This is a genomic window from Paenibacillus sp. NPDC057934 (assembly GCF_042887565.1).
In the GTDB taxonomy this organism is placed as follows: Bacteria; Bacillota; Bacilli; order Paenibacillales; family Paenibacillaceae; genus Paenibacillus_AQ.
This window is the reverse complement of sequence record NZ_JBHVPB010000007.1, coordinates 300,282-325,312: the sequence shown is the minus strand read 5'-3', so window position 1 is coordinate 325,312 and position 25,031 is coordinate 300,282. Positions and strand designations below refer to the sequence as shown.

Here is a 25,031-nt window from a genome sequence, read left to right as displayed (position 1 = left end):
GGTGAAATGATGGTTAACAAAAAATCTAACGTCCGTCTGACGATCGTCGGATTAATGCTGGGTCTGTTGCTGGCTACACTAAACCAAACGATTGTCTCCACGGCGATGCCAACGATCGTTGGAGAGTTAGGGGGCTTGGATAAGTTTGTGTGGGTATTCTCCGCATATTTGATTGCGAATGTCGTATCGATGCCGATTTTCGGTAAATTGTCCGATATGTACGGACGCAAGAAATTTTTCCTGCTAGGCTTGGTCGTGTTCATGATCGGCTCTGTCTTATGCGGGACTTCAACGAGTATGTTTCAATTGATCGTTTATCGAGCGATTCAGGGTATTGGCGGTGGTGCTCTGATGCCGATTACGTTCACTATCGTATATGATCTCTTTCCACCTGAGAAGCGGGGGAAAATGCAGGGTTTGTTCGGTGCCATTTATGGAATTTCAAGTGTGTTGGGACCACTGGCCGGAGCCTATTTTACGGATTATGTGAATTGGAAATGGATATTTTTCATTACCTTGCCGTTGGGCGTAGTCTCTTTCTTGCTGATCACTTTATTTTATCACGCGACACTGCCAAATAATCCGAATCAAAAAATCGACTGGTGGGGCACCATCACTTTTGCCGCATCTGTGTTGTGCCTGATGTTCGCGCTAGAGCTTGGGGGAACGGAGTTCACCTGGAACTCTCTGCAGAGCTATGGCTTGTTTAGCGGTTTTGCCATTTTTCTGGCGTTATTTCTCTGGATCGAGACTAAAGTATCGGCTCCTATCGTACCGCTCAAATTGTTCCGCAATAAGCTGTTTACAGCGAGTATGGGAACAAGCCTGTTCTATGGAGCGATCCTGATATCTGCCGCTTCTTACATTCCACTGTTCATACAGGGGGTGTATCAAGGCTCAGCTTCGAGTGCTGGACAAGTGCTGACTCCGATGATGCTGGGTGTTGTCGTCAGCAGTGTATTTGGAGGCCGCTTTGTAAGTAAATTGCCTTACCGTAATATATTGCTAGTATCGTGTGCACTTTTGCTTATAGCAACCTCATTGTTATCGACGTTGTCCTATTATTCACCTGCGTGGGTCCAATCGATGTTTAATATATTTGGAGGTACGACTCCACAGCTGACACCAAGACCATTGGTTATCTTTTATATGATTCTTATGGGTCTGGGGATCGGGGCATCCTTTACTGTGGTCTCAATGTCGTCGTTGCATAATGTAGGCTCTGAGTCTCGCGGTACCGTGATGTCCATGGTTACCTTTTTTCGTTCGATCGGCTCGGCTATCGGGGTGACCATACTTGGAAGTGTGCAGACGGGTGCACTGACTTCGCGGCTGACAGAGCTGCTTCCAGGCTCCAATATGACACAAATCGATCCGCGAGCACTATTACAGACTGATGTGAGAGCTGAGATTTCACCGCAAGTATTGGAAAAGCTGACGATTGGGTTGGCAGATTCGATTGCTATTGTTTTTCAGTGTACACTGATTATGGCGGTGGTCGCCTTGATCTGCATTTTGCTGATGGGTAAGGCGAGAATGGAAATTCCGTCTCATACGAAGCAAAAGGCAGTGTCATAACTCGATATCCTCAGAAATAAGGTGAGTGCTCCATGTCCATGAAGCTGGTTATTCTCCGGTTTTAATGGAAAAAGAAAGCCATCCCTACGAAATCAAGCAGACAATGATGGATATAAGCATGGTCTCACCCAGCTGCACTGGCTGGAGCGTCTGGTGAAGGAGGCCATGGGAGCGCGACTGAGCGAGAAGACTTTTCACTGGATGAGCAGGCGTAGTCTCCATATTTTTGAAAAAGGAAGCCTCCGGATCGCTGCAAAGCGGAATGGAGGCCTCATTTTTCATATATCCATATGCCGGATCGGACCATATGCCGGATTTCACCAATTGGCAAAGTTTTGTTTCAAAATACTGAGTTAGCTTTCTGTGAAGATATCATAATCTTAGGAGTGAATATCATGTCTAAAATTAAAGCTAAGGATAATATCAATTATATCAAAAATACGAATGGACCGACACTAGGCTATTCTACATTATCTGGAGTAGGAGTTATCAATGAAGATGGAAAGTTCTTTAAGGATCTTAATAAAGACGGAAAACTAGATAAATACGAAGACTGGCGGTTGTCGCCTGATGAGAGGGCGCAGGACTTAGCCTCCAAAATGTCTATAGAACAAATCGCTGGTATTATGCTATATAGCACCCATCAGGCAATACCTGCAAGCCTGGGCTGGTCCCCAGCGACTTACAACGGAAAGAGCTTTGTGCATAGTGGTATGGATCCTGATGATCTATCTGACCAACAGAAGGAGTTCATCACGAAAGATCATATTCGGCATGTACTTATAACAGCTGTACAAAGTACAGAGACAGTTGCTTACTGGAATAATAACATTCAATCATTGGCAGAAAGTTCAGACCTGGGTATCCCCATTAATAACAGCTCGGATCCACGGCACACAGCGGACTCATCGAAAGAGTTCAATGCTGGTGCGGGAGGTAAGATATCAATGTGGCCGGAAGCTATTGGGCTCGCCGCGACGTTTGATCCTTCATTAACTGAGAAGTTTGGTAGTATAGCCGCGAAAGAATATCGTGCACTTGGGTTGACAACAGCACTATCGCCTCAAATTGATATCGCAACCGATCCGCGTTGGAACCGTTTCGGTATGTCTTTCGGGGAGGATCCGATGCTGGCTGCAGATATGGCACGTGCTTATATTGATGGTTTTCAAACCTCGGTTGGAGATACTGAAATTTCAGGAGGTTGGGGAATTGAAAGCGTGAATGCCATGGCTAAACATTGGCCAGGTGGCGGTTCAGGCGAAGCCGGGAGGGATGCTCATTTTGGCTATGGTAAATACGCTGTATATCCGGGCGATAATTTCGAACAGCACTTGATACCCTTTACGGAGGGAGCATTTAGGCTAGATGGTCCGACGGGGCATGCTTCTGCTGTTATGCCCTATTATACAATTTCCTACGGACAAGACCCTAGTGGAGAGAATAGTGGTAACTCCTATAACTCTTATATCATACAAGATTTATTACGAAACAAATTCGGTTATGATGGGGTTGTTTGCACAGATTGGGGAATCACTAGCAACGAGCCGGAGGACATTACCCGTTTAGGTGGCCGCTGTTGGGGGGTAGAGGAAGGTTATTCGGTCGCGGAGCGCCACTATAAGCTTTTAATGGCTGGTGTAGATCAATTTGGTGGCAACAATGAAATTACCCCTATAATCGAGGCATTTCAAATCGGCGTAAAAGTGCATGGTGAAGTTTTTATGCGTAAACGCTTCGAACAATCAGCAGTACGACTGCTCCGCAATATGTTTCGTCTGGGGTTATTTGAGAACCCTTATTTAGAGGTAGACAAATCGGTAGTGACAGTCGGTAATGCTGAATTTATGGAAGCTGGATTCGATGCACAATTGAAATCGTTAGTGATACTCAAGAATAAACATGGAGTACTGCCACTCCAACGTAACCAAAAAGTATATATTCCGCAAAGATATCGCCCTAGCTCAACGAACTGGTTTGGCATACCTACACCTGAAGTGAAGAAACTTCCGATTAGTGAAGAACTTGTAAGTAGTTATTTTGATTTAACAGATAATCCAGAGGATGCAGATTTTGCACTTGTTTTCATTGAGAGCCCGATCACCACTTATGGTTATAGTAAGTCTGATATCGAGGTTGGTGGGAATGGTTATGTTCCAATTAGCCTCCAATATAGACCGTATACAGCGGAATATGCCCGAGAAGAGAGTATCGCTGGTGATCCTCGTGATATATTAAACCGAACATACAAGAATAAAACTGTTCAAATTGTAAATGAATCTGACCTTGACGCAGTGTTAACAACTAAAGAACGAATGAAGGGGAAACCTGTAATTGTATCCCTTCAAATGAATAATCCAGCTATAGTAAACGAGTTTGAACAAGAAGTAACTGCAATTGTGGCTAACTTTGGAGTTCAGGACCAAGCTATTTTAGATGTATTAGTTGGCAGAGTAGAGCCCACTGGACTCTTACCTTTTCAAATGCCTGCAAACATGAGAACCGTCGAAGAGCAATTTGAGGACGTGCCTCATGATATGCAAGTCCACGTGGATTCCGAAGGTAACGAATATGACTTCGCGTTTGGATTGAATTGGAAAGGTATTATCAGGGATGAGCGTACATCCAAGTATACAATCAAATAGAAAATACTATTAAGTCGTGACACGAGTTATTTAAAAGCTACAAGCTGGTGTCTATAGGTATAGACACCAGCTGTTTGTGATGAGAACATTATCTCATTAATGGCCAGAAGATCATCTGTCTGAGGCGCTATATGGTTCATAAGCAAACTAAAATGACGTTTCCACCGAAGGAGTAGAGGAAAAAGAACTATCGAGAACGGATGGAAAGTCTTATTATATGATATTAGGCGTTATTTCTTGGTTTTAGTCTTATTTATAGATATTACGCACACCAGGCGTCATTGGCCCCTATTAAAATGCTAATCACATCAGGCTTCAGTGCGATGGCATCCTCATTCCAGCGAGCATATAAATCCGAAACACGATTGCCGCTGATTCCGCGATTGATAATCAAAGGCTGTTTCTCAGCCAGATCATAACCAAGCTTAGATCCAATCAGATACACGTAGCTGTGTCCCAAAATATGATTCGGATCATCACTGCGGCCTCTTGATCCATCTGTGATGGAATCGCCTTGGAACAGTATCGTTGTCATCGTCCATTCCTCCAAAAATAATAAGTATTCGTATCCTAATCTGTAGTATATACGACAAGCCGCTTTGAACCAATACGGTCAGATATTAGATTCTACAATTGCCTGCGCAATCTATTTTAAGTCGCTAATGACGGCGCCATAATGAAACGAAAACAGCCCGTTAGAGGAAGTTCTCTAATGGGCTTAACCTGTTAAAATTGTTGGCCAATACGATAAGCTTCGTTTAAGATAGCGTCGTAATGTCTTTTCTCTTTTTCCGGATCGTCAGGGAATTTCTCAATGGTCTCATACAAGTAGTGAACCCCTGCTTCTTTAACTCCAACGTAATCCACCAAGTAGGTCAATTCTCTATTTATTGCAACATCATGTCCGTGTTTCTCGAAATGCGGCTGTGTTCCTCCAACTAATGACACCCAACTTATTTTTTCTACCGGCAAACGGTATCTTTCATTGGTAACACTATCTTGTCCGTAGGCAAATCCATTATTCCATACCCGGTCGATATAGCCCTTCAGCATGGCAGGTAAGCCAAACCACCACAATGGGAAGACGAATAGAATGGCATCATTGTTTCGGGTGCGCTCTATTTCCCGCATTACTTCTTCTGAATATATTTTATTCGGATTGTCCCAATCCGGCTCATCAGCTTGATAAAGGAGAGGGTTAAATCCTTCTGCATACAAATCTGCTATTTCGTATTCATGCCCAGCTTCCGTGAGGCCCTTTATTAATTGTTTCGTGACGCTTCCCGTTAATGAATCTTGTCTTGGATGCGTTACTACCACTAGTACCTTCATTATATAATTCCTCCACTTTGTAAGTTAGTTGAGATTAAAGGCATCGGCCAGTAACCGGTAACCTTCGATTTTTTGTTCGTAATCAGGCGTCAGAGATACAAGCATAAATTCGTCTACGGAATAGGTGGCTTGCAGTTCTTCCAGTTGTGCTTTGATCGTTGCTGGGGAGCCTACCAGAACTCGATTTCTATTCTCCCGGATTCGCTCTAGAAGGCCAGGCTCCTTGGGTAATTGACTCGCGGTGGCTAAGCTTGGAATACCTTGAAGCGTCACACCCGATTCGATCAGAATTACCGCCCAATCTGTGCTTTGGGCAAGCTCCTCTGCCTGTTCATCCGTCGCTGCTGTCACGGCTTGGATGCTTACGACGACTTTGGGCTTTGGGTAATAAAGGGAGGGCTTAAAATGATCCATATAGTATTTGACCGCAGCTCTTCCGTCATAAGCATTAATAAAATGGGCGAAAGAGAAGGGAAGACCTTTTTCAGCGGCAAGCTCGGCAGTATAGCTACTTGAGCCTAACATCCAAATGTGCGGATGGTTTGTCAACCTCGGTGTCGCATGCAATCCCTGGAATCGATGCCCTTCCGGCAGCTCTCCATGCGTATAAGCCAGTAATTCGTCAACTTGCACGGGAAAATGCTTGTTATTTCGAGCTTGGCCGTCTTGCAAAGCCAGTGTAGATAGTGGTGCTCCTCCAGGCGCTCTGCCGATACCCATATCAATTCTTCCTGGAGCAAGTGCTTCCAGTACATTGAAATTTTCTGCCACTTTATATGCGCTATAGTGAGGCAGCATAATTCCGCCGGAGCCGATTCGAATCCGCTCTGTCTTAGCCGCCAGGTGGGACACGAGAACTTCAGGTGAAGAGCCAGTTAGGCTAGGAGTGTTATGATGTTCAGATACCCAGAACCGGGTATAGCCAAGTTTGTCAGCTTCTTGGGCAAGCTTGATTGTATTTTGTAAGGCTTCTGCTTGTGTTTGTTGTTCAGCGACGGGCGATTGATCAAGAATACTTAATTGAATCAAGTTGTGCCCTCCTTTCTTTTTGTTAATCATTGTCTGAATGCTATTATGTAGTATGGATGTTAAAATAGGAAGTAGGCACTATATTGTTCTATAGGCACATAAAAGGTCTCTATAGGCTATTTCGAACCTTTGTTTATTATTTGATTTTGGCTCTATCCAAAAATCAGAGGTTGAAATTTCGCAGACATTAGAGCGGAGGATCGGAGGGATTCTGGAGAAACGATAGTGTTCACCTTTAAAGCCCGATTTCAATCTATGCATCTTTTTACAATCAAGAAATCGGGTTTTAACAGTGATCAGAAGAACCCTCCGCATCCGTAGCGGTCTTTATGGAGCGTCAACCACTGATTTTGGTTTTGAGCCTTAATTTTGATGTAAATTAGGAGGACTTAGATATGAATAAGCAAAATAAATATATGATTGGCGTTGAGGTTACTCTGGAAGTGATCGGGGGGAAGTGGAAGGGGGTCATCCTTTACCATCTGACCAACGGGAAGAAACGGACGAACGAATTACGAAGTTTAATGCCTGAAATCACGCAACGAATGTTAACCAAGCAGTTACGGGAATTGGAACGAGACAAAGTGATTAATCGTCATATGTACAATGAAATTCCACTTCGGGTAGAATACGAGCTTACTGAATATGGCTTGAGTCTGAAGACGATCTTGGATCACTTTTGCTTGTGGGGGGAGAATCATTTAGAACATATCCATGGAAATAAAGACTTGCTTGAGCAGTGGAAATATTGATTCGTAGAACCTAATTTAAATATTCCCAGATTGGCCCTTTTGCGATTTATGCAGAAGGGTTTTTGGTGTTTTATATCTTTTTCGTGAAGCAAATGGTCAATCTTTCACTTTGAATTGTCTTTACAGAGGCGTCCGGGTCTGCTAAAATGACCAAATCCGATTGTGAACCTAAATTTATATTTTGGTTTACAATTGAAAAATTAACGGATGGTGATAATTTGTGATGACGAATTACGAACGGCTTGCTGCTATGAATAAGGATCACTTATGGCATCCTTTTACGCAAATGAAAGACTACAATAACTCTGATCCACTCATTATTGAACGCGGCGAAGGCATCATGCTGTATGACGTCCAAGGGCGTGCTTATTATGATGGTTTCTCATCCGTTTGGCTCAATGTACATGGACACAACGTGCCGGAGCTAAATCAGGCCATCACAGAGCAGTTAGGGCGAGTCGCCCATTCGACCCTTCTCGGCATGGCCAATGTACCAGCAATTGAGCTTGCAGAAAAGTTGGTGGAGATCACTCCGGAAGGGCTCAACAAAGTGTTTTACTCAGATTCAGGAGCAACGGGTGTTGAGATCGCGATTAAAATGGCGTTTCAATACTGGCATAACAAGGGAGTAAGGGGTAAAACGAAGTTTATCACGATGAATCAAGCTTACCACGGAGATACAGTTGGAGCCGTAAGTGTCGGTGCGATTCCGCTGTACCATGAAGTGTTTCGGCCCATGCTATTTCCTTCCCACACCATTCCATATCCCTACTCTTATCGCCATGAGGGCGGTGAGACGAAGGCGATGGAAGATACACTAACCGCGCTACGTCATTTGCTCGAGACTCGGGCGGATGAGATTGCAGCTCTCATAGTGGAACCAATCGTTCAAGGAGCTAGTGGCATCATCGTCATGCCCCCAGGCTGTTTAAGCCAAATGGCTAATCTGTGCCGGCAGTATGGTGTGCTGCTCATCGCTGATGAGGTGGCGACCGGTTTCGGCCGGACCGGGGCTATGTTCGCTTGTGATCTCGAAAATGTCTCACCTGATTTGCTGGTGATCGGGAAAGGGTTGACTGGTGGTTATTTGCCTGTAGCGGCGACGCTTGCCACTGACGAGGTGTATGAGGCGTTCTATGCGGATTATCAAGAGCAGAAAACATTTTTCCACGGCCATTCCTTCACAGGAAATCCCCTCGGCTGTGCGGTTGCTTTGGCCAGCTTGAAGCTGTTTGAGGAGCGCAACTTGATCGAAGGCGTGCAAGCAAAGGCGTCATTTGCCCAGCAAAAACTCGCAGCACTAAAGGATTATCCGCATGTCGGTGAAATCCGGCAAAAGGGACTAATGATTGGAATCGAGCTCGTACGCGATAAAATGTCGCGTGAGCCGTACGATTGGGGAGATCAAATCGGCGTTCGCACAAGCTTGCGGGCCAGAGAACTCGGCATGCTGACGAGACCGCTTGGCAATGTGATTGTCTTCATTCCTCCGCTGGTCAGTACTGAAGCTGAACTTGCTGCCATGATAGATATTTTGGCGGAATCCATTGTTCAAGTCACTGAAGGTGGTCCGGTTAAATGAATAAAACGAACCATGAAACGGTACGTGGATTATTTGTGACAGGTACAGATACTGACATCGGGAAGACGGTGATAACCGCAGCTATTACCGCTACGCTCCGATCCGAAGGGGTGAATGCTGGTGTTTGGAAGCCGATTCAATCGGGTGCACCTCTTGGAAGCGGACTTACCGATGCTGAACGACTGCTGAAAAGCACGGGAATTAATGAACGGCCCGAGGCAGTCGCACCCTTTACCTTTGAAGCTCCACTTACTCCAATGCTCGCCGCTAGACAAGCTGGGGTAAATCTTACACTACAGGAAATTATCGCCGCAGGTCTGCCGCTGACTAAACGTTTCGAGGCATTACTTATCGAAGGCGCAGGCGGCGTCGCTGTCCCGCTAACCGATGACGCTCTCATCGTGGACTTCATCTCAGAGCTTCGGGTACCTGCATTAATTGTCGCCCGTTCTGGCCTAGGCACTATCAATCATACACTTCTGACTGCTTCATTCCTTCGGGATCGCGGGGTTCCAATTGTTGGCATCATATTGAATGATGGGGAGTCAATGGAACCCCACGATGATCCAAGTGTGGCTACGAATGCACAACTCATTGAACAATACAGCGGTCTAAAGGTTCTCGGCCGATTTCCCCGTTTACAGGCCGAAGCAGCTCCAGAGACGTTGATATCCATCGTACGAGAAACCATACAATTCACGCCTATCAAAGAAGCAATCGCAAATCAAACTATAGGAGGATGATTAAGATGAATACAGTTGCAGCGGAGACGGATTGGCTAGCGTTTGCCCAAAAAGCTTTGAACGGAGAATGTTTAACGGTAGAGGAAGGGCTTGCTGTGCTAGGCGCCGACAATGATGAGGTCCTACTGCTTATGCAGGCCGCGTTTAAGGTGAGAAAGCATTTTTACGGTAAAAAAGTGAAGCTCAACATGATCATCAATGCCAAAAGCGGCCTTTGTCCTGAGGACTGTGGCTACTGCTCGCAATCGATTGTTTCGACAGCCCCGGTTGAAAAATACACCCTGCTTGATAAGGAGACGCTGGTATCAGGTGCACGTGAAGCGCTGGCACGCAAAGCCGGAACCTATTGCATTGTAGCGTCCGGGAAAGGTCCGACAGACAAGGAATTAGATCAAGTGGTGGACGCGGTCAGAGAGATCCGTAATACAATGCCACTGAAAATTTGCGCATGTCTGGGGATTCTCAAGGACGATCAAGCCGAACGTCTAGCTGAAGCAGGCGTACATCGCTACAACCACAATTTGAACACCAGTAAGGCCAACTACCCCTCTATCACGACGACCCATACCTATGATCAACGTGTTGAAACCGTAGAGAAGGTAAAGACACACGGTATGTCCCCTTGCTCTGGTGTCATTATCGGCATGGGTGAGACCGATCAAGAAATGGTTGAAATGGCATATGCACTCCGCGAACTAGATGCGGATTCAATTCCAATCAATTTCCTGAACGCGATACCGGGAACACCTCTGGAACATGCAGGCCGTACACCGGCAATGAAAGCGTTGAAGGTACTAGCGCTACTTCGTTTCATCTGTCCTTCGAAAGAAATCCGCGTGGCAGGTGGCCGGGAGGTCAACCTTCGTACGCTGCAGCCCTTATCTCTGTACGCTGCAAATTCACTCTTTGTAGGTGACTATTTAACGACAGCAGGTCAAGACGTTACCGCAGATCATCAGATCATTGAGGATTTGGGCTTCGAGATTGAATTAAATGCCCTTTAAGGCGGTGCCAACCATGTACTGGATGGAAAAGGAACTTGAGTTATTGACGGATGCTTCATTGGAGCGTTCCTTGCGTACAAGTCATTCCGTATCCGGATCTCCCGGCTACATGCTGCGCGGAGAACAAGTGCTACTCAACCTGTCCTCCAATGACTACCTTGGACTCTCCCAGCATACTGCGATACTTGAAGTCATGCGCGAGGCGCTGCTTACAGAGGGAGCTGGCTCAGGTGCTTCACGCCATGTGACAGGTAACCGGGGTCCTTATAGCCGTCTGGAAGAAGCACTGGCTGATTGGCAGAACTGCGAAGCTGCACTGGTTCTTGCTAATGGATACATGGCGAATTCAGGTGTCATTAGTGCACTAGTAGGCCGGGGAGATGTTGTTTTCAGCGATCAGTTCAACCATGCAAGCATTGTGGATGGTATCGGGTTGAGCCGGGCGGAGCATGCCCGGTACCGTCATAACGATATGAACCATTTGCGCACACTATTGGAAAAGTATCGTGATAAACGGCGGAAGCTGATCGTTACAGATGCTGTGTTCTCCATGGATGGCGATCAGGCTCCATTGCGAGAACTTGCTGCGCTCAAACGCGAGTACGGAGCGATGCTCATGGTGGATGAGGCACATAGCGGGGGGATCTACGGGGGGCGAGGCCAGGGATTATGTTATGAGCTCGGGCTGAAGGATGATGTAGATATACATATGGGAACCTTCAGCAAATCCTTCGGCGTCTATGGTGCTTATATTTGTGGCAGCCGCACATTAATCCGATGGTTGGTGAACAAGACCAGACCACTAATCTATTCAACGGCGTTGCCGCCTTCTATTGTAGCTGGAATTTCAAAAGCGTTGGTGTTGGTTCAAGAGGAGCACTGGCGCCGAGAACGGCTTTATGCGGCTAGCAGGTTATTTCGGTCCTTGCTTGGCGAAGCCGGGTTTAACATAAGTGCCGGTGATTCCCCGATTGTACCGTTAATCATTGGAGATAACGATACGGCATTACGCTTCAGCGGAGCTCTTGAAGAAGAGGGAATTGCAGCGATTTCCATTCGTCCACCTACTGTGCCTGAGGGCACAGCTCGTATTCGCTTTTCCTTGTCAGCCGTTCATACGAATCAGGAGTTGGCCCTTGCAACCGCACGCATCCACAGTATCGGACTTCGATTAGGAGTGTTGAAGTCATGATTGGATTGGATGATATTTCAATGAAGGCTCATCCAAAGACAAGCGGCACTATATTATGGTTGTGCGGATGGGGGATGCCGGATGCGGTTTTCGATGTGACTCGGGAGTTACTTCCAGATTTCCAGCATGTTTCTGTAGATTACAGTGATGCTGGTTCTCCAGAGGAAATGCTACTCCTGACTGAAATAGCAGTGAACAATTTGCTGTATCCAGATGGAGAGGCGTGCAGAACAAAGGCTTTTCGCAGTTCGCTGTTGATCGGAGGATGGTCTCTCGGAAGTTTACTGGCAATGAAGCTAGCGATCAAAGGGCTCGCTGATGGCCTTGTGTTGTTCGGGGCAACGGCCCGATTTACTAGGTCGCGAGAGGAGTCTGACCTCGGTTGGGCAGATGTATACGTCAGGAAGATGATTGCAGGACTCGCACAGAACCGACAAGATGTTGAAGCAAAGTTCCGACAGCTCATTTCTACGGAGGCGGAAGGGGAGGCTGGTCTTGCCGAAAGCCTTCCTCCAATCGGTAGCTGGACCACCCCAGCGCTAATCGCAGGCCTTCAAATCTTGCGAAGCGAGGAGTGCCTGTCTCAACTGAAGAGTATCACTTGTCCGGTATTTCTCGTGCACGGGACGGAGGATCGTATTTGTTCTTATGGCGCTGCATTGGAGCTGATGGCCCAGTTACCCAAAGCAAACTTACTCACGATACCTGACAGCGGACATGCCCCGTTCTTGGGGAGGGAACATCAAATAGCTAACGAACTGAGGAGATGGTGGCATGAGCAGTAGGATAAGTGATGTCCGGCGTCAATTTAACCGGAATGCAAATTCGTATGACGCTCACGCTCATATTCAGCGTTTGATGTCAGATCGGCTTGCACAGTCTTTCTTAGGGCTGAAGAACAAAAGTAACATCGCCGGGCTTAACATTCTGGAGATCGGCTGCGGTACGGGGAAGCTGACCGAAACGTTAGTCACTGAATGGCCCAGTGCTAGTATTACTGCCCTTGATATTGCGCCTGAGATGATCAAATTGGCTGAACAACGTCTCCTATCAGCTGATACGAATTTTAATGGCATCAGGAAAAAATCTTCGGATTCTTTACACTTTCTTCATGCGGATGTTGAAATGTGGGCGCCAGATGCTAAGTCAGCTTCGTTTGATCTCATTGTCTCCAATGCCTGCTTTCAATGGCTGAGCAATCCTGGGCCAACACTGGGTCACCTTCGGCGGATGCTTCGTCCAGGGGGCTCGCTACTATTCACGACATTCGGGCCTGACACATTCTGCGAGATGCATGAGGCGTTTAATGAAGTTTATCGAGTGAATGGAATGGAGCCGCAGCGGCACGGATTGCGCTTTCTATCGACCGATGAATGGAGCAGCTTACTCAAGGAAGCAGAATTTTCAAGCATCCATTGTGAACGCTGGGTGCAAACGGAAAAGTATGCTTCAGCAAGAGATTTTCTCCACTCGGTAAAAGCGATGGGAGCCAGCACTTCTGAGGCTATTACTGTGCGTGGTCTCAGTTCGCGCCGCCTATTCGCCAGCATGTATAAGGAATACGAGGAGAAGTTCAGCATACAGGGAGGTGTTGCTGCCAGTTATGATCTTCTATTGATCCAAACATTAGCAGACGGGTAAATAAGCTCTATAACTGACAACAGCAGTCCAATAACGGCAGCGGCGTCTAGAACATTGTATTTTATGTTCCAGACGCCGCTGCCGTTATTGGTTTTTCTATAGTGAATACTTTTTTTAATGAAAAATGCTGATACTCAATTTAATTTGTATACCTCTACTAAGAGAGTAAGTGCCTGTCTACCTCGAGTTTGCGCTTGATTTTATTAAGAAGATGTTTATAATATGTTTATGTAATTAAACGGATCAACGAAAGGGAGGGAGTGGTATGTGCCAGGAGACTGAGCTTATTGTGGAACAATTTAAAGAATGTATTCCTTTGCTGGATGTGCTGACAGATGAGAAGCGTCAAGCAATCATTTTACTGCTTGCTCAGCATAAAATGGGACTTAATGTTAACACTATAGCGGAGCATATCAATTTGTCCAGGCCTGCCGTTTCCCATCATTTGAAGGTGTTGAAACAGTCTGGTTATGTTAGTTTTGAGAAAAAGAGTGTAGAAAATCACTATATCCTGACTGTTCGCAAACCATTAGAGCAACTCAAATCATTAATTGCGGCCATTGAAACCCAGTGTCAAGACATTAATAATTAGTTATTGATTTAACTAAGTTTTTCTTGCATAATAGGTCCATATGTTTAAACTAATGATCATATGTTATACAAGACGAAAAAAAAAGTAATAAAGAGCGAGAAGGAATGAAGGGGAAGGCTTGGAACTGTAGGAGCGTTAGCGGTCGCCTTTGTAGCCAGATTTCAACCGCTAAAAGCGGTTTATAAAGAAGAAATCTGGCTACAACAGCGACCGGAAGTCCAAACATTCACCGTAGTGACGACCGAGCCTTAAGTGAGAACCTTAAACTCGTCTTAAAGCAAAATGCTGTTGCCAAAACTAAAATTGATGCGCTATTCGTTCGTTTGTTTAAACTTATGATCTTAATAGGAGTGATAGAAATGAAAGCTATGTTGATTGAGAAATACGGAAAAGATGTGCCTTTATTGATGAAAGACAGACCTATGCCTGAGATTGGAGAAGATGATGTACTGGTTGAAATTCACGCAGCCAGCTTGAATCCTATCGACTTTAAAGTAAAAGGGGGAAAAGCAAAATTCCTGCTCAAGTATGATATGCCTTTAATTTTAGGCAATGATTTTGCGGGAGTGATCACTAAAGTTGGCAGCCGAGTGAAAGACTACAAACCTGGGGATGAGGTGTACGGGCGACCGCGCAAAGGCAGAATCGGAACTTTAGCTGAGTATATAGCCGTTCATCAGGATGATATTTCACCCAAGCCACGGAACCTAAATTTTGTAGAAGCAGCCTCCATACCGCTGGTCGGACTTACGACGTATCAAGCCTTTCACGATATTTTGAAGCTGCAAAAAGGACAGAAGATCTTAATCCACGCCGGAGCAGGCGGTGTAGGCACCTTCGCTATCCAACTGGCTAAATTAATGGGTGCTTTTGTCGCCACGACGGCAAGTGATAAAGGATATGAATTGGTCAAATTGATGGGTGCCGATCAGGTTATCAATTATAAGAAAGAGAATTTTGAAGAACTGCTTACGGGATACGATGCTGTGTATGATACCTTGGGTGGCGAAGCCTTGGAGAAATCATTCCAGATCCTGAAGCCATATGGAAAAATCGTCTCTGTCTCCGGTCTTCCTAACGCAAGGTTTGGGAAAGAAGCACAGCTAGGCTGGTTGAAGACAACCCTTTTATCCTTCGCCAGTCATAAACTCACTGCACTCGAGAAGAAGACTCAGAGTAGTTATCATTTCCTTTTTATGAAACCAAGCGGAGCGCAGTTAAAGATCATTAAGAAATTTATTGAAGAAGGCCACATTAAGCCGGTGATTGATAAGGTGTTTGATTTCAACAATGCCGCGCAAGCGCTGAAATATTTGGAGGGCGGAAGTGCCAAAGGAAAAGTTGTCGTTAAAATAAAGTGATTGCAAAGGGAGACTAATAATGAAACTGATATTGAAATGGAAATGGCCCATTGTGGCAGTTTGGATTGTGGCTGTAGCCTTGTTGATTCATTTTATGCCGGATATGGAGCAGCTTGTTCGCGAAAAGGGTCAGGCCGGTGTTCCGGAGCGGTACTCTTCCAAACAAGCAGAACGGCTGATTCACGAGTTAAATGGAAAAGCAGAGAACGCGAATGAAATGTCAGTCGTCGCCGTTTTTTATAGCAAGGATAAGCTGAATACAGAGCAGATGGATCAGATTGGGTCAGGAATCCAAACGCTGGAGCAGCAAAAAGCGGACTTAGGTATTCGTACCATTTTGTCACCGGATAATGAGGATATGAAAGAGCAGCTTCGCTCTAAAGACGGAACTACGGCTCTTGCTGTGGTCACAGTGGATATAGGCAACCGCTCGAAAGAAGAGATCAGAAATCTTCTGATGGACAAATTAGCCCCTGTGCAGGTGGAACATTATCTAACTGGATCTGATCTGATTATGGAGGATTTCGTCAAGACCACCCAAGCCGGTGTTAAGAAAACAGAAGGTGTTGCAGTCGTCTTCATTATCGTCGTTCTGATCTTAATCTTCCGCTCACCGGTGACTCCGCTTATTTCGCTTGTTACCGTGGGAATAACCTTCCTAATCTCGTTAGGTATCGTAACACAGTTAGTCGATAAGCTCAATTTTCCATTCTCCGGATTTACGCAAATTTTCTTGATACTGGTCCTTTTCGGAATTGGCACAGATTATATCATTCTCTTATTTATGCGATTCAAAGAAGAGTTGTCCCGGCAGGAATCCACATTGGAGGCCATTATTCATACCTACAAAACCGCAGGCCGGACCGTATTATATAGCGGCATAGCGGTACTGATCGGCTTTAGCAGTCTGGGACTGGCTGAATTCCAATTGTTCAAATCAGCGTCAGCAGTCGGCATCGGTGTAGGAATCTTGCTGTTGGCCTTGTTCACGATTGTACCGATATTTATGGGACTTCTGGGCCGCATAAGCTTCTGGCCTTCCAAAGCAGCCGGTGAACATAACGGAAATAAACTGATCTCTGGTATCACAGGCTTTGCTGTAAAACGCCCCATTTGGGGGATTCTTATTACAATCGTGATTGCGGTGCCTATCTCTCTGTTCTACTCCGGGCATTTGAGCTACAACTCGCTGGACGAGATCAAAGATTCATACCCGTCCGTCAAAGGAATTAATATTGTTTATGATCATTTTCCGGCGGGTCAGGCCTCTCCGACAACGGTGGTCCTGAAGACTGGAGAGTCCCTTAATTCTTCAGACAATTTGGCTTTTATCGACAGGGTCACCGAGCAATTAACTTCTATTGATGGCGTAGATAAAGTATTTAGCGCGACCCGGCCTCATGGCGAGAAAATCAAAGAACTATATACCACTGATCAGTCCGCCTCACTAAGTGAAGGTATTGGAAAAGCGAATGGCGGAATTGGCACGATTAAGGATGGATTATCTGGCGCAGTGGATAAGCTGGCAACTGTTCCGCTGGATCAATTCAGCAAAGTGAATGATTTGGTTACTGGTACCAAGAAGGTGCAAGAAGGAATTAATCAGTCCATTACAGCATTGAATAAGATTTCTGCTGGGCTGGAGAAAGGAACGGTTGGAGCAGGGGAGTTGAAACAGGGCTTACACAGTCTGAATGGAAACTTAGTGAAGCTGAATGAGTCAACAGCCAAGATAAGCTCCGGTTTCCCCAAAATTACAGAGGGATATAATACACTCTACGCACAGTATGACAATATCAAGAAGTCGCTCGATAGTATCTTAGCAGTCTCTAGAGGCATGAACGATACCATCGGCCGCTTGGAAGATTCCAATGATGACTTGAAGAATAGCTCTGACTTTGTAGTATTGAAGAGCACGTCAGCAGCACTTAGTGAACAATTGGCAAAACTAAGCCAAGGGATGAACCAATTAAATCAACAGTTCAATATCGTGAACGGTCAATTGGTTACTGTTCAGCAGGGCATGCAGCAAATTCAGCTCGGGCAGGATAAGATCAGACAAGGATCTGTACAATTGGAGACCGGTGCTGCCAAACTGCAAGATGGTCTTACTCAAGGTAGTGAGGGGCAGAAACAGGTTACAAGCAAGATGCCTGCTCTAGCAGAAGGAATGAGTAGCATCGTACAGGGGCAAGTGGAGTTAAATAAAGGACTGAGTAATTTAGCAAGTAACCTTCCTCAGCTGAAAAATGGGCTAGGGGATAGTGTGAACGGATTGCAGAAAATTTCTGATGGATTGACGAGCACGACTAATTACTTGAACGAAGTTGTTCGAACAGGCGCCTCCGAGACCTTCTTTATTCCAGAAGAGGTGCGTACGGGAGCAGACTTCGCCAAGTCGTTGGATACGTATATGTCTTCGGACAGACATGAAGCCCAGTGGACCATTCTTCTGAAGGAAGATCCTTATTCCTCGCATGCGATGGAGACTGTAAAGCAAATTAAGGACAGATTTGACCAATTGCTTCAGCAGTCCAAATTTGCCAAGGCTGAATACGGTATTGGGGGAATATCCTCGCAGAACCAGGATCTCAATACGATGTCCACGGGAGATTTTACGAAGACAGCGGTTATTATGCTCATTGGGATATTCATCTTCCTGGTGATTATCACGCGGTCCTTTTGGATTCCGCTCGGGGCGATCATTTCGTTGGTACTGGCGTATCTTACGGCATTGGCAGCAACAGAATGGATCTTCGGTACATTCACAAGTCATAAAGATCTGACCTGGACCATTCCGTTCTTCTCGTTCATTATGATCATCGCTTTGGGAGTGGATTATAGTATCTTCCTGATCATGCGATATCTGGAGTATAAGGATCGAAATCCGCGTCAAGCGATCTATGAAGCCATGAAGCACACGGGTGGGGTAATTATCTCGGCGGTCTTTATTCTTTCAGGCACGTTTGCCGCTATGATTCCATCAGGCGTCTTAACCTTGCTGCAGTTGGCTACGGCAGTTATTATTGCTTTGGCTTTACTGGCCTTGTTGCTTCTGCCTCTGTTCTTACCAGCGTTTATTAGTCTTTCTACAACGTCATTGTTCAAGAAAAAGACTGATCAATAAAAACCGGCTAAATCAATAAAACTAGACAAATATGAGTATGATGGGGAAAGTGGGTTGGGTCGTTTATAGCGGAGGCAATAAAAACAAAGCTCAAAAAATTTCGTGAGAGTTTGTCATAGCGTGTTGCAATTCCACGAAATTGCTTGAGTTTGTTGGAAAAACATTCCAAGTACATGACGTTCTTTATAGTCGTGAAAATCACATGCCCAAGGATCTTTCGTATTGGACTTGGGCGGGATGCAAAATGTGGAATTTTGGGATTCGATATACGCTCGAATTCATTACAGGGGTCATCCTTCCGGTCGATAGTGGGCTATCGCATAAAAGCGGCTTTGCCACCCTCCCGATCAGACCTATTTCTGCCCCATCAAGAATCCCGCACAGCACAGGCTGCAAATCAAAATCGGAACGAATAGTTAGTTTTGAGGAGAATCCTAATGCTCGCTACTACTGGGGAAATGGAGTAAAAACCCGCGTTAAGCGCGGGTTTTTACTTTGCCACTATAGTGATGGTGATATAGAGTACATAGATACGTACATGGTGCCGGAATTAACGGATTTCATACCTCAGTTTAACACGCGCTGATCCTGGAGCTCCGCACCGATTTTTACTCGCTTTACTTTAACAACTACACCGCCGATTCGAACCACTACCATGGCTATAGCCATCAGGACGAATGCCGGTGCAATTAAATTCAGGTCAAAATGATGCTGAACCGAATAGAGATAAGCCTTCTCCATATGATGTGTTACCCATTCGACCAGTACAATACGCAGAATGAAAGCAATTGCCATTACGGCAACGCTAGCAATACCGGTTGTTACATACGTTTTACCTTTGTTATCACGTTCGACACTGGCGAGGGGAATCAGCACGGCGCCGATCAGAGCGCCGATCAGGATAGATGCTGCAAGAAGCCAGCCGTTGTTGCCGCCGGTCGGCACATCCTTCAGGTAAGTGGCGCCGAAGTATCCGAGGATGCCGACAGGAATGAGAAGACGAATGCCGTTAAAGGATTTACGTCCGAAAGTGCTGAATACGATTACTGCAAAAGTGGCGAAGATGGAAATCCAGGTACTATTTGTCATTTATTGAGTTCCTCCTTGGTTGTTGTTTCGTTTTGGGATGTCTTCATCTTACCGAACTTAAGGAGGTACCGCGTCCATCGGTGGATGGATTCTGCTGTCCGCGCGAATCAATCTGCAGGTGGATAGACGAGTGAATGATTGTTTTACATAGTCCTGGATCCATAAAAAAAGAACCGGCATTTACCGGCCCTTGCTCATGAGAAATACCTACTTAACGATTCCATTTCGGATAGCGTAGACGACCGCCTGCGTACGATCCTGGACGTCAAATTTCTGCAGAATACGATGGACATGAGTCTTGACTGTGCTTTCGCTGACAAACAGCTTCGCGGCAATTTCTTCGTTTCGCAGGCCGTAGGCCATCTGCTGGAGCACCTCTAGTTCACGGTTGGTAAAAGCCTGGATCAAAGACAAGTCTCCCTCTGTGTCTCCTCCGTGTTCCGATGTTTCAACGCCGGCTTTCGCAGCGGCATCTGCCTGCAGCTTCTGAAATACCTGCCCGATCAGCTTTGCGGCAAGTGCGGTCCGGAAGATGACCTCGCCTCGCAGCGTAGCGCGGATGGCCATCAGCAGCTCTTCCGGTTCCGTGTCCTTGAGAAGGTAGCCGATTCCTCCCGCACGAATCCCTTCATAAACATACTCTTCTGTATCGAACGTTGTCAGAATGACGATCCGGCAGTCCGGCTGCTGCGCCAGAATACGCCGGGTTGCTTCAATCCCGTCTAACTCGGGCATCTGCACATCCATGAGAATGAGATGCGGCATGGTCTCCTGCGCCAGTCTCACAGCATCGAGACCGTTGCCCGCTTCGCCGGCCACCTCCATGTCGGACTGTGCCCCAATAATATATTTTATGCCCTGCCTGACAAGCGGTTGATCGTCCACCAGCAAAATACGCGCTTTATCCATACGTTTCTTTCTCCTTCAGTGCTACCAGAGGCAGCCAAATATTCATGCCGAAACCGTGTGGTTCCTGCGCTCCGATCTCACAACGTCCTCCCGCCTCCGCACAGCGCTTGCGAATGCCGTTTAACCCGAAGCCTTCATGCAAATCACTACCAGATGCAAGCTCTCCGTCGTCGCGGTAATGAAGCATTATTTCTTCTCCGCTCCGCTTTATAGAAACTTCAACCCGTTTCGCTTGCGCATGGCGGATGGTGTTTGTCAGCGCCTCCTGAAGACAGCGGTACAGCACGACGGCAGTATCGAGCGGCCAGGTATCCTGATCTTCGCTTTCGTCCAGGTCCAGAGTAATGTCCAGATCAAATGATGATGTGGTCTGCTGCACTAGACTGCGCAGCGAAACGGCTCCTGCCCCGGTCTCATCCATACCCATATTGTGCACGACCGTACGTACCTCCTGCAGACAGCTGCGTGCGACCCCTAGTACATTTTTCACGATTTCCGCCGACTTAGCTTCATCGTTTCTCAGCACGTAAGGCAAGGCCTGGAGCTGCACAATGACAGACGTCAGCCGGTGCCCGATACTGTCGTGAATATCCCGGGCGATCCGGCTCCGTTCTTCAAGCACCGCATAACGTAGCGACTGCAGCGTCGCCCGCTCAAGTTCCTCGTGCGCCCGCCGAAGCTGGTCATGCGTCTGCGCAAGTTCGGCGTGGACAACGGTCAGCGCCTCCGCATTACGACGCTGTTCTTCTGCATGCTCCATCCTTTCTATATCCCGACCCCGATTGATCCGAACCATGCGCATCAAAGCGTACAAACCGATATGAATGAACAGTTCCTGCCGAAGTAGCGACACCCATGTATAGTCTCGATCATAAACGAGCAGGACAAAGGTAATCATCAGGAAAGTCCCTGCTTCTAGTGCAGAAAGCAAGTCCGGGAGTTTGAGGGCAATAAAGCTGGTAAGAAACCCCTGCAGGATTAAGAGCAGGGAAAACTGATCCTTGAAGAAAAAACCGTAAGCGAGCGCCGCACCATATAGCAAGGCAAATACCAGAGACAGGGCGCGTAGCGAAGAGAGCTTAAAAACAGCGCCTAACCCCGCGACATACAAGAGGCATAGTCCGATCGTCGCCCACCGGGCTGCAGGCGCATCGGGAAGCATTTGAATGCAGACATAGATCAGAGCAATACTCACGGCCATATAACCCCTGCTATAGGACAAAGATTTCATCAGCAATTTCCCTTCCGGTATAGACTAAAAGCAATTTCTCTCAATTCTATCACAGCGGGCGAATTGTTACGCAGAGATTCTATCTGGCAAAACGTCTTCGTTGTAACCCTACTTAATCAAGAAGATATCACTGCATTTAACTGCCCATTAAGCGTGTTGCAATTCCACGAAATTGCCAGTCCTCGTCGTTGATTTCGTGGCGTCTTAGTATAATTTCACAATCTCCTTATGATTCATTCCTGTGAAATTATGCTACGTTTTCGCTTATGAAGCAATATCTAGTTTTCAGATACGCCCTAGATAGCAGCATTGTGTTTTGACTGTTAGGGGGGCAAAAATGCTCTTAATTGCGAATAGAGTGTCATTTATTGTCTTTAAAAAGTCTAGGGAAACAGTAAAAGAAGGCTTCAACGTCACTCAGGGGTCCGCCCCCGATGATTATCAACATCAGAAAGTATATTGCAAGGCCTCAATATAGCAAACTTCCTGTGTGGGAGCGGATATGAAAACTAAGACTATATAGTATTTATATTTATTATATATTATAATATATAAAGTATTTTTAATATCGTAAAAGGAAGTGGAGAACATCTTGGTAAACGATCAAACCAAAACTACAGCAACCACAGAACGAACAGAACCCACAGAAACCACAGACATGACGATTATTGGCGGAGGGCCGGCAGGGATGTTCGCAGCTTTTTATGCGGGGATGCGTCAAGCCAGTGTGAAAATCATTGATAGCATGCCACAATTGGGGGGCCAGCCGATCGCGCTCTATCCAGAGAAATTTATATATGATATTGCTGGTTTTCCTAAAACTACGGCAGCACAGCTTACACAAAATTTAGAGGAACAGATGAGTATGTTCCCTGTAGAGATCTGTCTGGAAGAGAAGGTTCAACAAGTCATCAAGAGAGATGAGCGCCATTTCGAGATTATTACGAATAAATCCATTCACTTCAGCAAGTCTGTTATTGTGACTGCAGGCGTTGGAGCGTTCGAGCCGCGGCGTTTAGATTTGTTGAATGCCGAGCGGTATGAAGGCACGAACTTGTATTATTTTGTGAAGGATCTCCAGCAATTTGCTAATCAGCACGTCATCATCAATGGAGGCGGAGATTCGGCAGTGGATTGGGCACTTATGCTGGAGCCGATTGCCAAAGAGGTCACACTGATACATAGACGAGACAAGTTTCGGGCGCACGAACATAGTGTAACGAAGCTGATGGCCTCGAAGGTCAAGGTTATCACTTCAGCAGACATCATGGAATTACATGGGGATGAGCGAATTGAGGAGATTGCAGTTCACTTGAGCAAAACAGGGGAGACGCTGAGCATTTCATGCGATGCCCTTATTGTTAACTTTGGTTTTGTGTCTTCCATTGGACCGATTGCCGAATGGGGGCTGGACGTGCAGAAAGGCTCCATTGTTGTCGACACCCGCATGGAAACAAGCATACCGGGGATTTTCGCTGCAGGTGATATTACCACTTATCCGGGAAAAGTAAAGTTGATCGCTGTGGGCTTCGGTGAAGCACCTACTGCTGTCAATAATGCCAAAGTATACATTGATCCAACTGCGAGATTATCGCCGGGACATAGCAGTAATTTAAAATTATAGGGGAGTGATCAGGATGATCGAAGTTAGTGAAGAAGCGCAATCGGCTATTCAACAGATGATCCGTGAGAATGAAGGCTCCAATCTTTTTCTCCGAGTAGGTATTGAGGACGGTGGATGCAGCGGATTGTCTTACAGTCTTAAGCTAGACGATGAGTTGATGGATGAAGATGAAGTGTTGCAATATGAAAGCTTTAACGTCGCATGGGATAAACGGAGCATCGAGTTTTTGGAGGGTATAAAGATTGATTATACAAATCAAGGCATGGTTGGCGGTTTTACGATAGACAATCCTAATGCCAGAACGACATGCGGCTGTGGTGCAAGTTTTAGAACAGCGACTTATAGAGGGAAGCGCCAAAAGTGTGATTAAGGATGGCATCCAGTGAGTGAAGCCCGAGGTATGTATATAAAAATAAGTCCCCTTAAGCTAAAAAACTGCTAAGGGGACTTATTGATTTCCACTCTTTATTTTCAAGTATCCGATAGAATTAGCTGCTTATGCTTCCCAGAAAGCCTTTATCTCTTCAGCAATAGCTTCTTTAGCTAATTCAAGGCACTGATCTTGTGTTTTTGCGTGAACTCTTTTATTGCCGACCATCACGTAGGGGACAGCCCGGCACATATTGCACATCGTCAAACAATCCGTTCTCATAACCGCAACTTCAGGAAATTCGTCCTCTAAATCTTCCAGGGGAAGCGCAGCGATGGAATTTCGGGTGCATACTTCAACTACAACAAGTCCTAATGACATAATGATCACCTACTGTAAGTTTTGCTTTTTAATAGAATACGTGCAACGTTGTCCGCCTTCTCCCAAACATTCCAATCTTTTAATTTCGGCATCGCCGAGCAAAGACTGGAACATTTTTAATTCACAATGGCAGACGTTTTTGAATTTGGTAGCAACATGTTCGATCGGGCAATTATGTTCCGTCAACAAGAACTCATCCTCGCTGACCTTCTCCAGCTCAACCATATAGCCGTTTTCATTTTGAATATGGGCTAAGACCTCTACGCGCTCAGCGATATCTTTTTCCTTCATGGTCTCGCCATATTTTTCAATCAATTTATTCTTACGACTGTCAAAAAGCTTCTCAACGGCCTCTGGTCCAAAATGCTCCTCCAGTTCAGTCAGTAGCTCCACAGTCAGTGTGTGGTAGTTCTTGGGAAAGAAACCGCCTGCTTGTTCGGTTAAATGGTACACAGTGGTTGGCCTGCCTAATGTTTGCCGGAGCATTCTAGAAGATATAAGATTATCACGCTCAAGTGATTGTATATGCCTGCGAACCGCCATGATGGTTATTCCGAGCTCATCGGTGAGATCCTTGGTACTCATGTCTCCTTTGGTTTTAAGAAGATGGAGTATAATTTCCCTAGTCGGAAGCTGTTGTATCACATCTGGGGTAGTCATCTATGATCACCTTCCGTAAAGTAGTGTGTGCTTGTAAATGCTATATCCAAAATATTATATGCTAATTTATTTAGTATGTCTAATTAAGTGTGAGTGAAGAAGAGGATAAATAATACTATATATTAAACTTAATATACATATATACTGAAAAAGTATTCAAATGGGAGTATATTCTTAACGTAGCATTAC

General features: G+C 45.8%; 22 protein-coding genes and 1 pseudogene. 14 read left to right on the top strand and 9 right to left on the bottom strand.

Going from position 1 to position 25,031, the window contains the following annotated elements; genetic code table 11:
- The first annotated feature begins 9 nt into the window (after positions 1–9).
- Entirely contained in the window at positions 10–1,578 is a 1,569-nt protein-coding gene (locus ACFVRY_RS18180) for an MDR family MFS transporter (RefSeq protein WP_387501792.1), read from the top strand.
- An 84-nt stretch (positions 1,579–1,662) separates the two neighbouring features.
- On the opposite strand, the gene ACFVRY_RS18175 is transcribed toward ACFVRY_RS18180, so the two are convergent.
- Positions 1,663–1,860, bottom strand: coding sequence for a hypothetical protein (locus tag ACFVRY_RS18175; protein ID WP_387501676.1), 198 nt, complete (start codon positions 1,858–1,860; stop codon positions 1,663–1,665).
- Positions 1,861–1,973: 113 nt separating this feature from the next.
- Between ACFVRY_RS18175 and ACFVRY_RS18170 the strand changes: the two genes are divergently transcribed.
- Entirely contained in the window at positions 1,974–4,223 is a 2,250-nt protein-coding gene (locus ACFVRY_RS18170; RefSeq protein WP_387501675.1) for a glycoside hydrolase family 3 protein, read from the top strand.
- Between the two features lie 271 nt (positions 4,224–4,494).
- On the opposite strand, the pseudogene ACFVRY_RS18165 reads toward ACFVRY_RS18170, so the two are convergent.
- The 3 genes and pseudogenes from ACFVRY_RS18165 to ACFVRY_RS18155 form a co-directional block, all read right to left on the bottom strand.
- Positions 4,495–4,758 (bottom strand): annotated as a pseudogene (locus ACFVRY_RS18165) (SGNH/GDSL hydrolase family protein); the annotation flags it as partial.
- A gap of 191 nt (positions 4,759–4,949) precedes the next feature.
- On the bottom strand, positions 4,950–5,555 hold the full coding sequence (locus tag ACFVRY_RS18160) for an NAD(P)H oxidoreductase (RefSeq protein ID WP_387501674.1): 606 nt from the start codon (positions 5,553–5,555) through the stop codon (positions 4,950–4,952).
- Positions 5,556–5,579: 24 nt separating this feature from the next.
- A complete protein-coding gene (locus tag ACFVRY_RS18155) occupies positions 5,580–6,584 on the bottom strand; it encodes an LLM class flavin-dependent oxidoreductase (RefSeq protein ID WP_387501673.1) in 1,005 nt (334 codons plus the stop codon).
- Positions 6,585–6,979: 395 nt separating this feature from the next.
- On the opposite strand from ACFVRY_RS18155, the gene ACFVRY_RS18150 reads away from it, so the two are divergent.
- From ACFVRY_RS18150 to ACFVRY_RS18105, 10 genes are all read left to right on the top strand, one after another.
- Positions 6,980–7,336 carry a winged helix-turn-helix transcriptional regulator gene (locus ACFVRY_RS18150; RefSeq protein WP_066364843.1) on the top strand — a complete coding sequence of 119 codons (357 nt, stop codon included), beginning with the start codon at positions 6,980–6,982 and terminating at the stop codon, positions 7,334–7,336.
- Positions 7,337–7,559: 223 nt separating this feature from the next.
- Positions 7,560–8,918 (top strand): adenosylmethionine--8-amino-7-oxononanoate transaminase, encoded by a 1,359-nt coding sequence (gene bioA / locus ACFVRY_RS18145; protein WP_387501672.1) that lies wholly within the window; start codon positions 7,560–7,562, stop codon positions 8,916–8,918.
- Positions 8,915–9,661, top strand: a complete 747-nt coding sequence (gene bioD / locus ACFVRY_RS18140) for a dethiobiotin synthase (RefSeq protein ID WP_387501671.1) — start codon at positions 8,915–8,917, stop codon at positions 9,659–9,661. Before bioA ends, bioD begins: the two co-directional genes overlap by 4 nt.
- 5 nt (positions 9,662–9,666) lie before the next feature.
- Positions 9,667–10,665, top strand: coding sequence for a biotin synthase BioB (gene bioB, locus ACFVRY_RS18135; RefSeq protein WP_387501670.1), 999 nt, complete (start codon positions 9,667–9,669; stop codon positions 10,663–10,665).
- Positions 10,666–10,678: 13 nt separating this feature from the next.
- Complete coding sequence (gene bioF, locus ACFVRY_RS18130; protein ID WP_387501669.1) at positions 10,679–11,857, top strand: 8-amino-7-oxononanoate synthase; 1,179 nt, start codon at positions 10,679–10,681, stop codon at positions 11,855–11,857.
- Positions 11,854–12,642 (top strand): alpha/beta fold hydrolase, encoded by a 789-nt coding sequence (locus ACFVRY_RS18125; protein ID WP_387501668.1) that lies wholly within the window; start codon positions 11,854–11,856, stop codon positions 12,640–12,642. Before bioF ends, ACFVRY_RS18125 begins: the two co-directional genes overlap by 4 nt.
- A complete protein-coding gene (gene bioC / locus ACFVRY_RS18120) occupies positions 12,632–13,498 on the top strand; it encodes a malonyl-ACP O-methyltransferase BioC (RefSeq protein WP_387501667.1) in 867 nt (288 codons plus the stop codon). The genes ACFVRY_RS18125 and bioC overlap by 11 nt, the downstream gene beginning before the upstream one ends.
- Before the next feature lie 265 nt (positions 13,499–13,763).
- Positions 13,764–14,090: an ArsR/SmtB family transcription factor gene (locus tag ACFVRY_RS18115; RefSeq protein WP_387501666.1), complete on the top strand. Its 327-nt coding sequence runs from the start codon at positions 13,764–13,766 to the stop codon at positions 14,088–14,090.
- A gap of 359 nt (positions 14,091–14,449) precedes the next feature.
- Positions 14,450–15,451 (top strand): NADP-dependent oxidoreductase, encoded by a 1,002-nt coding sequence (locus tag ACFVRY_RS18110; RefSeq protein ID WP_387501791.1) that lies wholly within the window; start codon positions 14,450–14,452, stop codon positions 15,449–15,451.
- Positions 15,452–15,470: 19 nt separating this feature from the next.
- On the top strand, positions 15,471–18,578 hold the full coding sequence (locus tag ACFVRY_RS18105) for an MMPL family transporter (RefSeq protein WP_387501665.1): 3,108 nt from the start codon (positions 15,471–15,473) through the stop codon (positions 18,576–18,578).
- 567 nt (positions 18,579–19,145) lie between these two features.
- Here the strand turns inward: ACFVRY_RS18105 and ACFVRY_RS18100 are convergent.
- From ACFVRY_RS18100 to ACFVRY_RS18090, 3 genes are all read right to left on the bottom strand, one after another.
- Positions 19,146–19,667: a CcdC protein domain-containing protein gene (locus ACFVRY_RS18100; RefSeq protein WP_387501664.1), complete on the bottom strand. Its 522-nt coding sequence runs from the start codon at positions 19,665–19,667 to the stop codon at positions 19,146–19,148.
- A gap of 207 nt (positions 19,668–19,874) precedes the next feature.
- Positions 19,875–20,576 (bottom strand): response regulator, encoded by a 702-nt coding sequence (locus ACFVRY_RS18095; protein WP_387501663.1) that lies wholly within the window; start codon positions 20,574–20,576, stop codon positions 19,875–19,877.
- Positions 20,569–21,807, bottom strand: coding sequence for a sensor histidine kinase (locus ACFVRY_RS18090; protein WP_387501662.1), 1,239 nt, complete (start codon positions 21,805–21,807; stop codon positions 20,569–20,571). Before ACFVRY_RS18090 ends, ACFVRY_RS18095 begins: the two co-directional genes overlap by 8 nt.
- A gap of 658 nt (positions 21,808–22,465) precedes the next feature.
- Between ACFVRY_RS18090 and ACFVRY_RS18085 the strand changes: the two genes are divergently transcribed.
- Positions 22,466–23,431 (top strand): NAD(P)/FAD-dependent oxidoreductase, encoded by a 966-nt coding sequence (locus tag ACFVRY_RS18085; protein WP_387501790.1) that lies wholly within the window; start codon positions 22,466–22,468, stop codon positions 23,429–23,431.
- Between the two features lie 13 nt (positions 23,432–23,444).
- A complete protein-coding gene (locus tag ACFVRY_RS18080) occupies positions 23,445–23,801 on the top strand; it encodes a HesB/IscA family protein (protein ID WP_387501661.1) in 357 nt (118 codons plus the stop codon).
- A gap of 126 nt (positions 23,802–23,927) precedes the next feature.
- Here the strand turns inward: ACFVRY_RS18080 and ACFVRY_RS18075 are convergent, their stop codons facing one another.
- Both ACFVRY_RS18075 and ACFVRY_RS18070 read right to left on the bottom strand, forming a co-directional pair.
- Positions 23,928–24,182: a DUF1450 domain-containing protein gene (locus tag ACFVRY_RS18075; protein WP_387501660.1), complete on the bottom strand. Its 255-nt coding sequence runs from the start codon at positions 24,180–24,182 to the stop codon at positions 23,928–23,930.
- A 9-nt stretch (positions 24,183–24,191) separates the two neighbouring features.
- Positions 24,192–24,842 (bottom strand): helix-turn-helix transcriptional regulator, encoded by a 651-nt coding sequence (locus tag ACFVRY_RS18070; RefSeq protein WP_387501659.1) that lies wholly within the window; start codon positions 24,840–24,842, stop codon positions 24,192–24,194.
- Between the last annotated feature and the right edge of the window lie 189 nt (positions 24,843–25,031).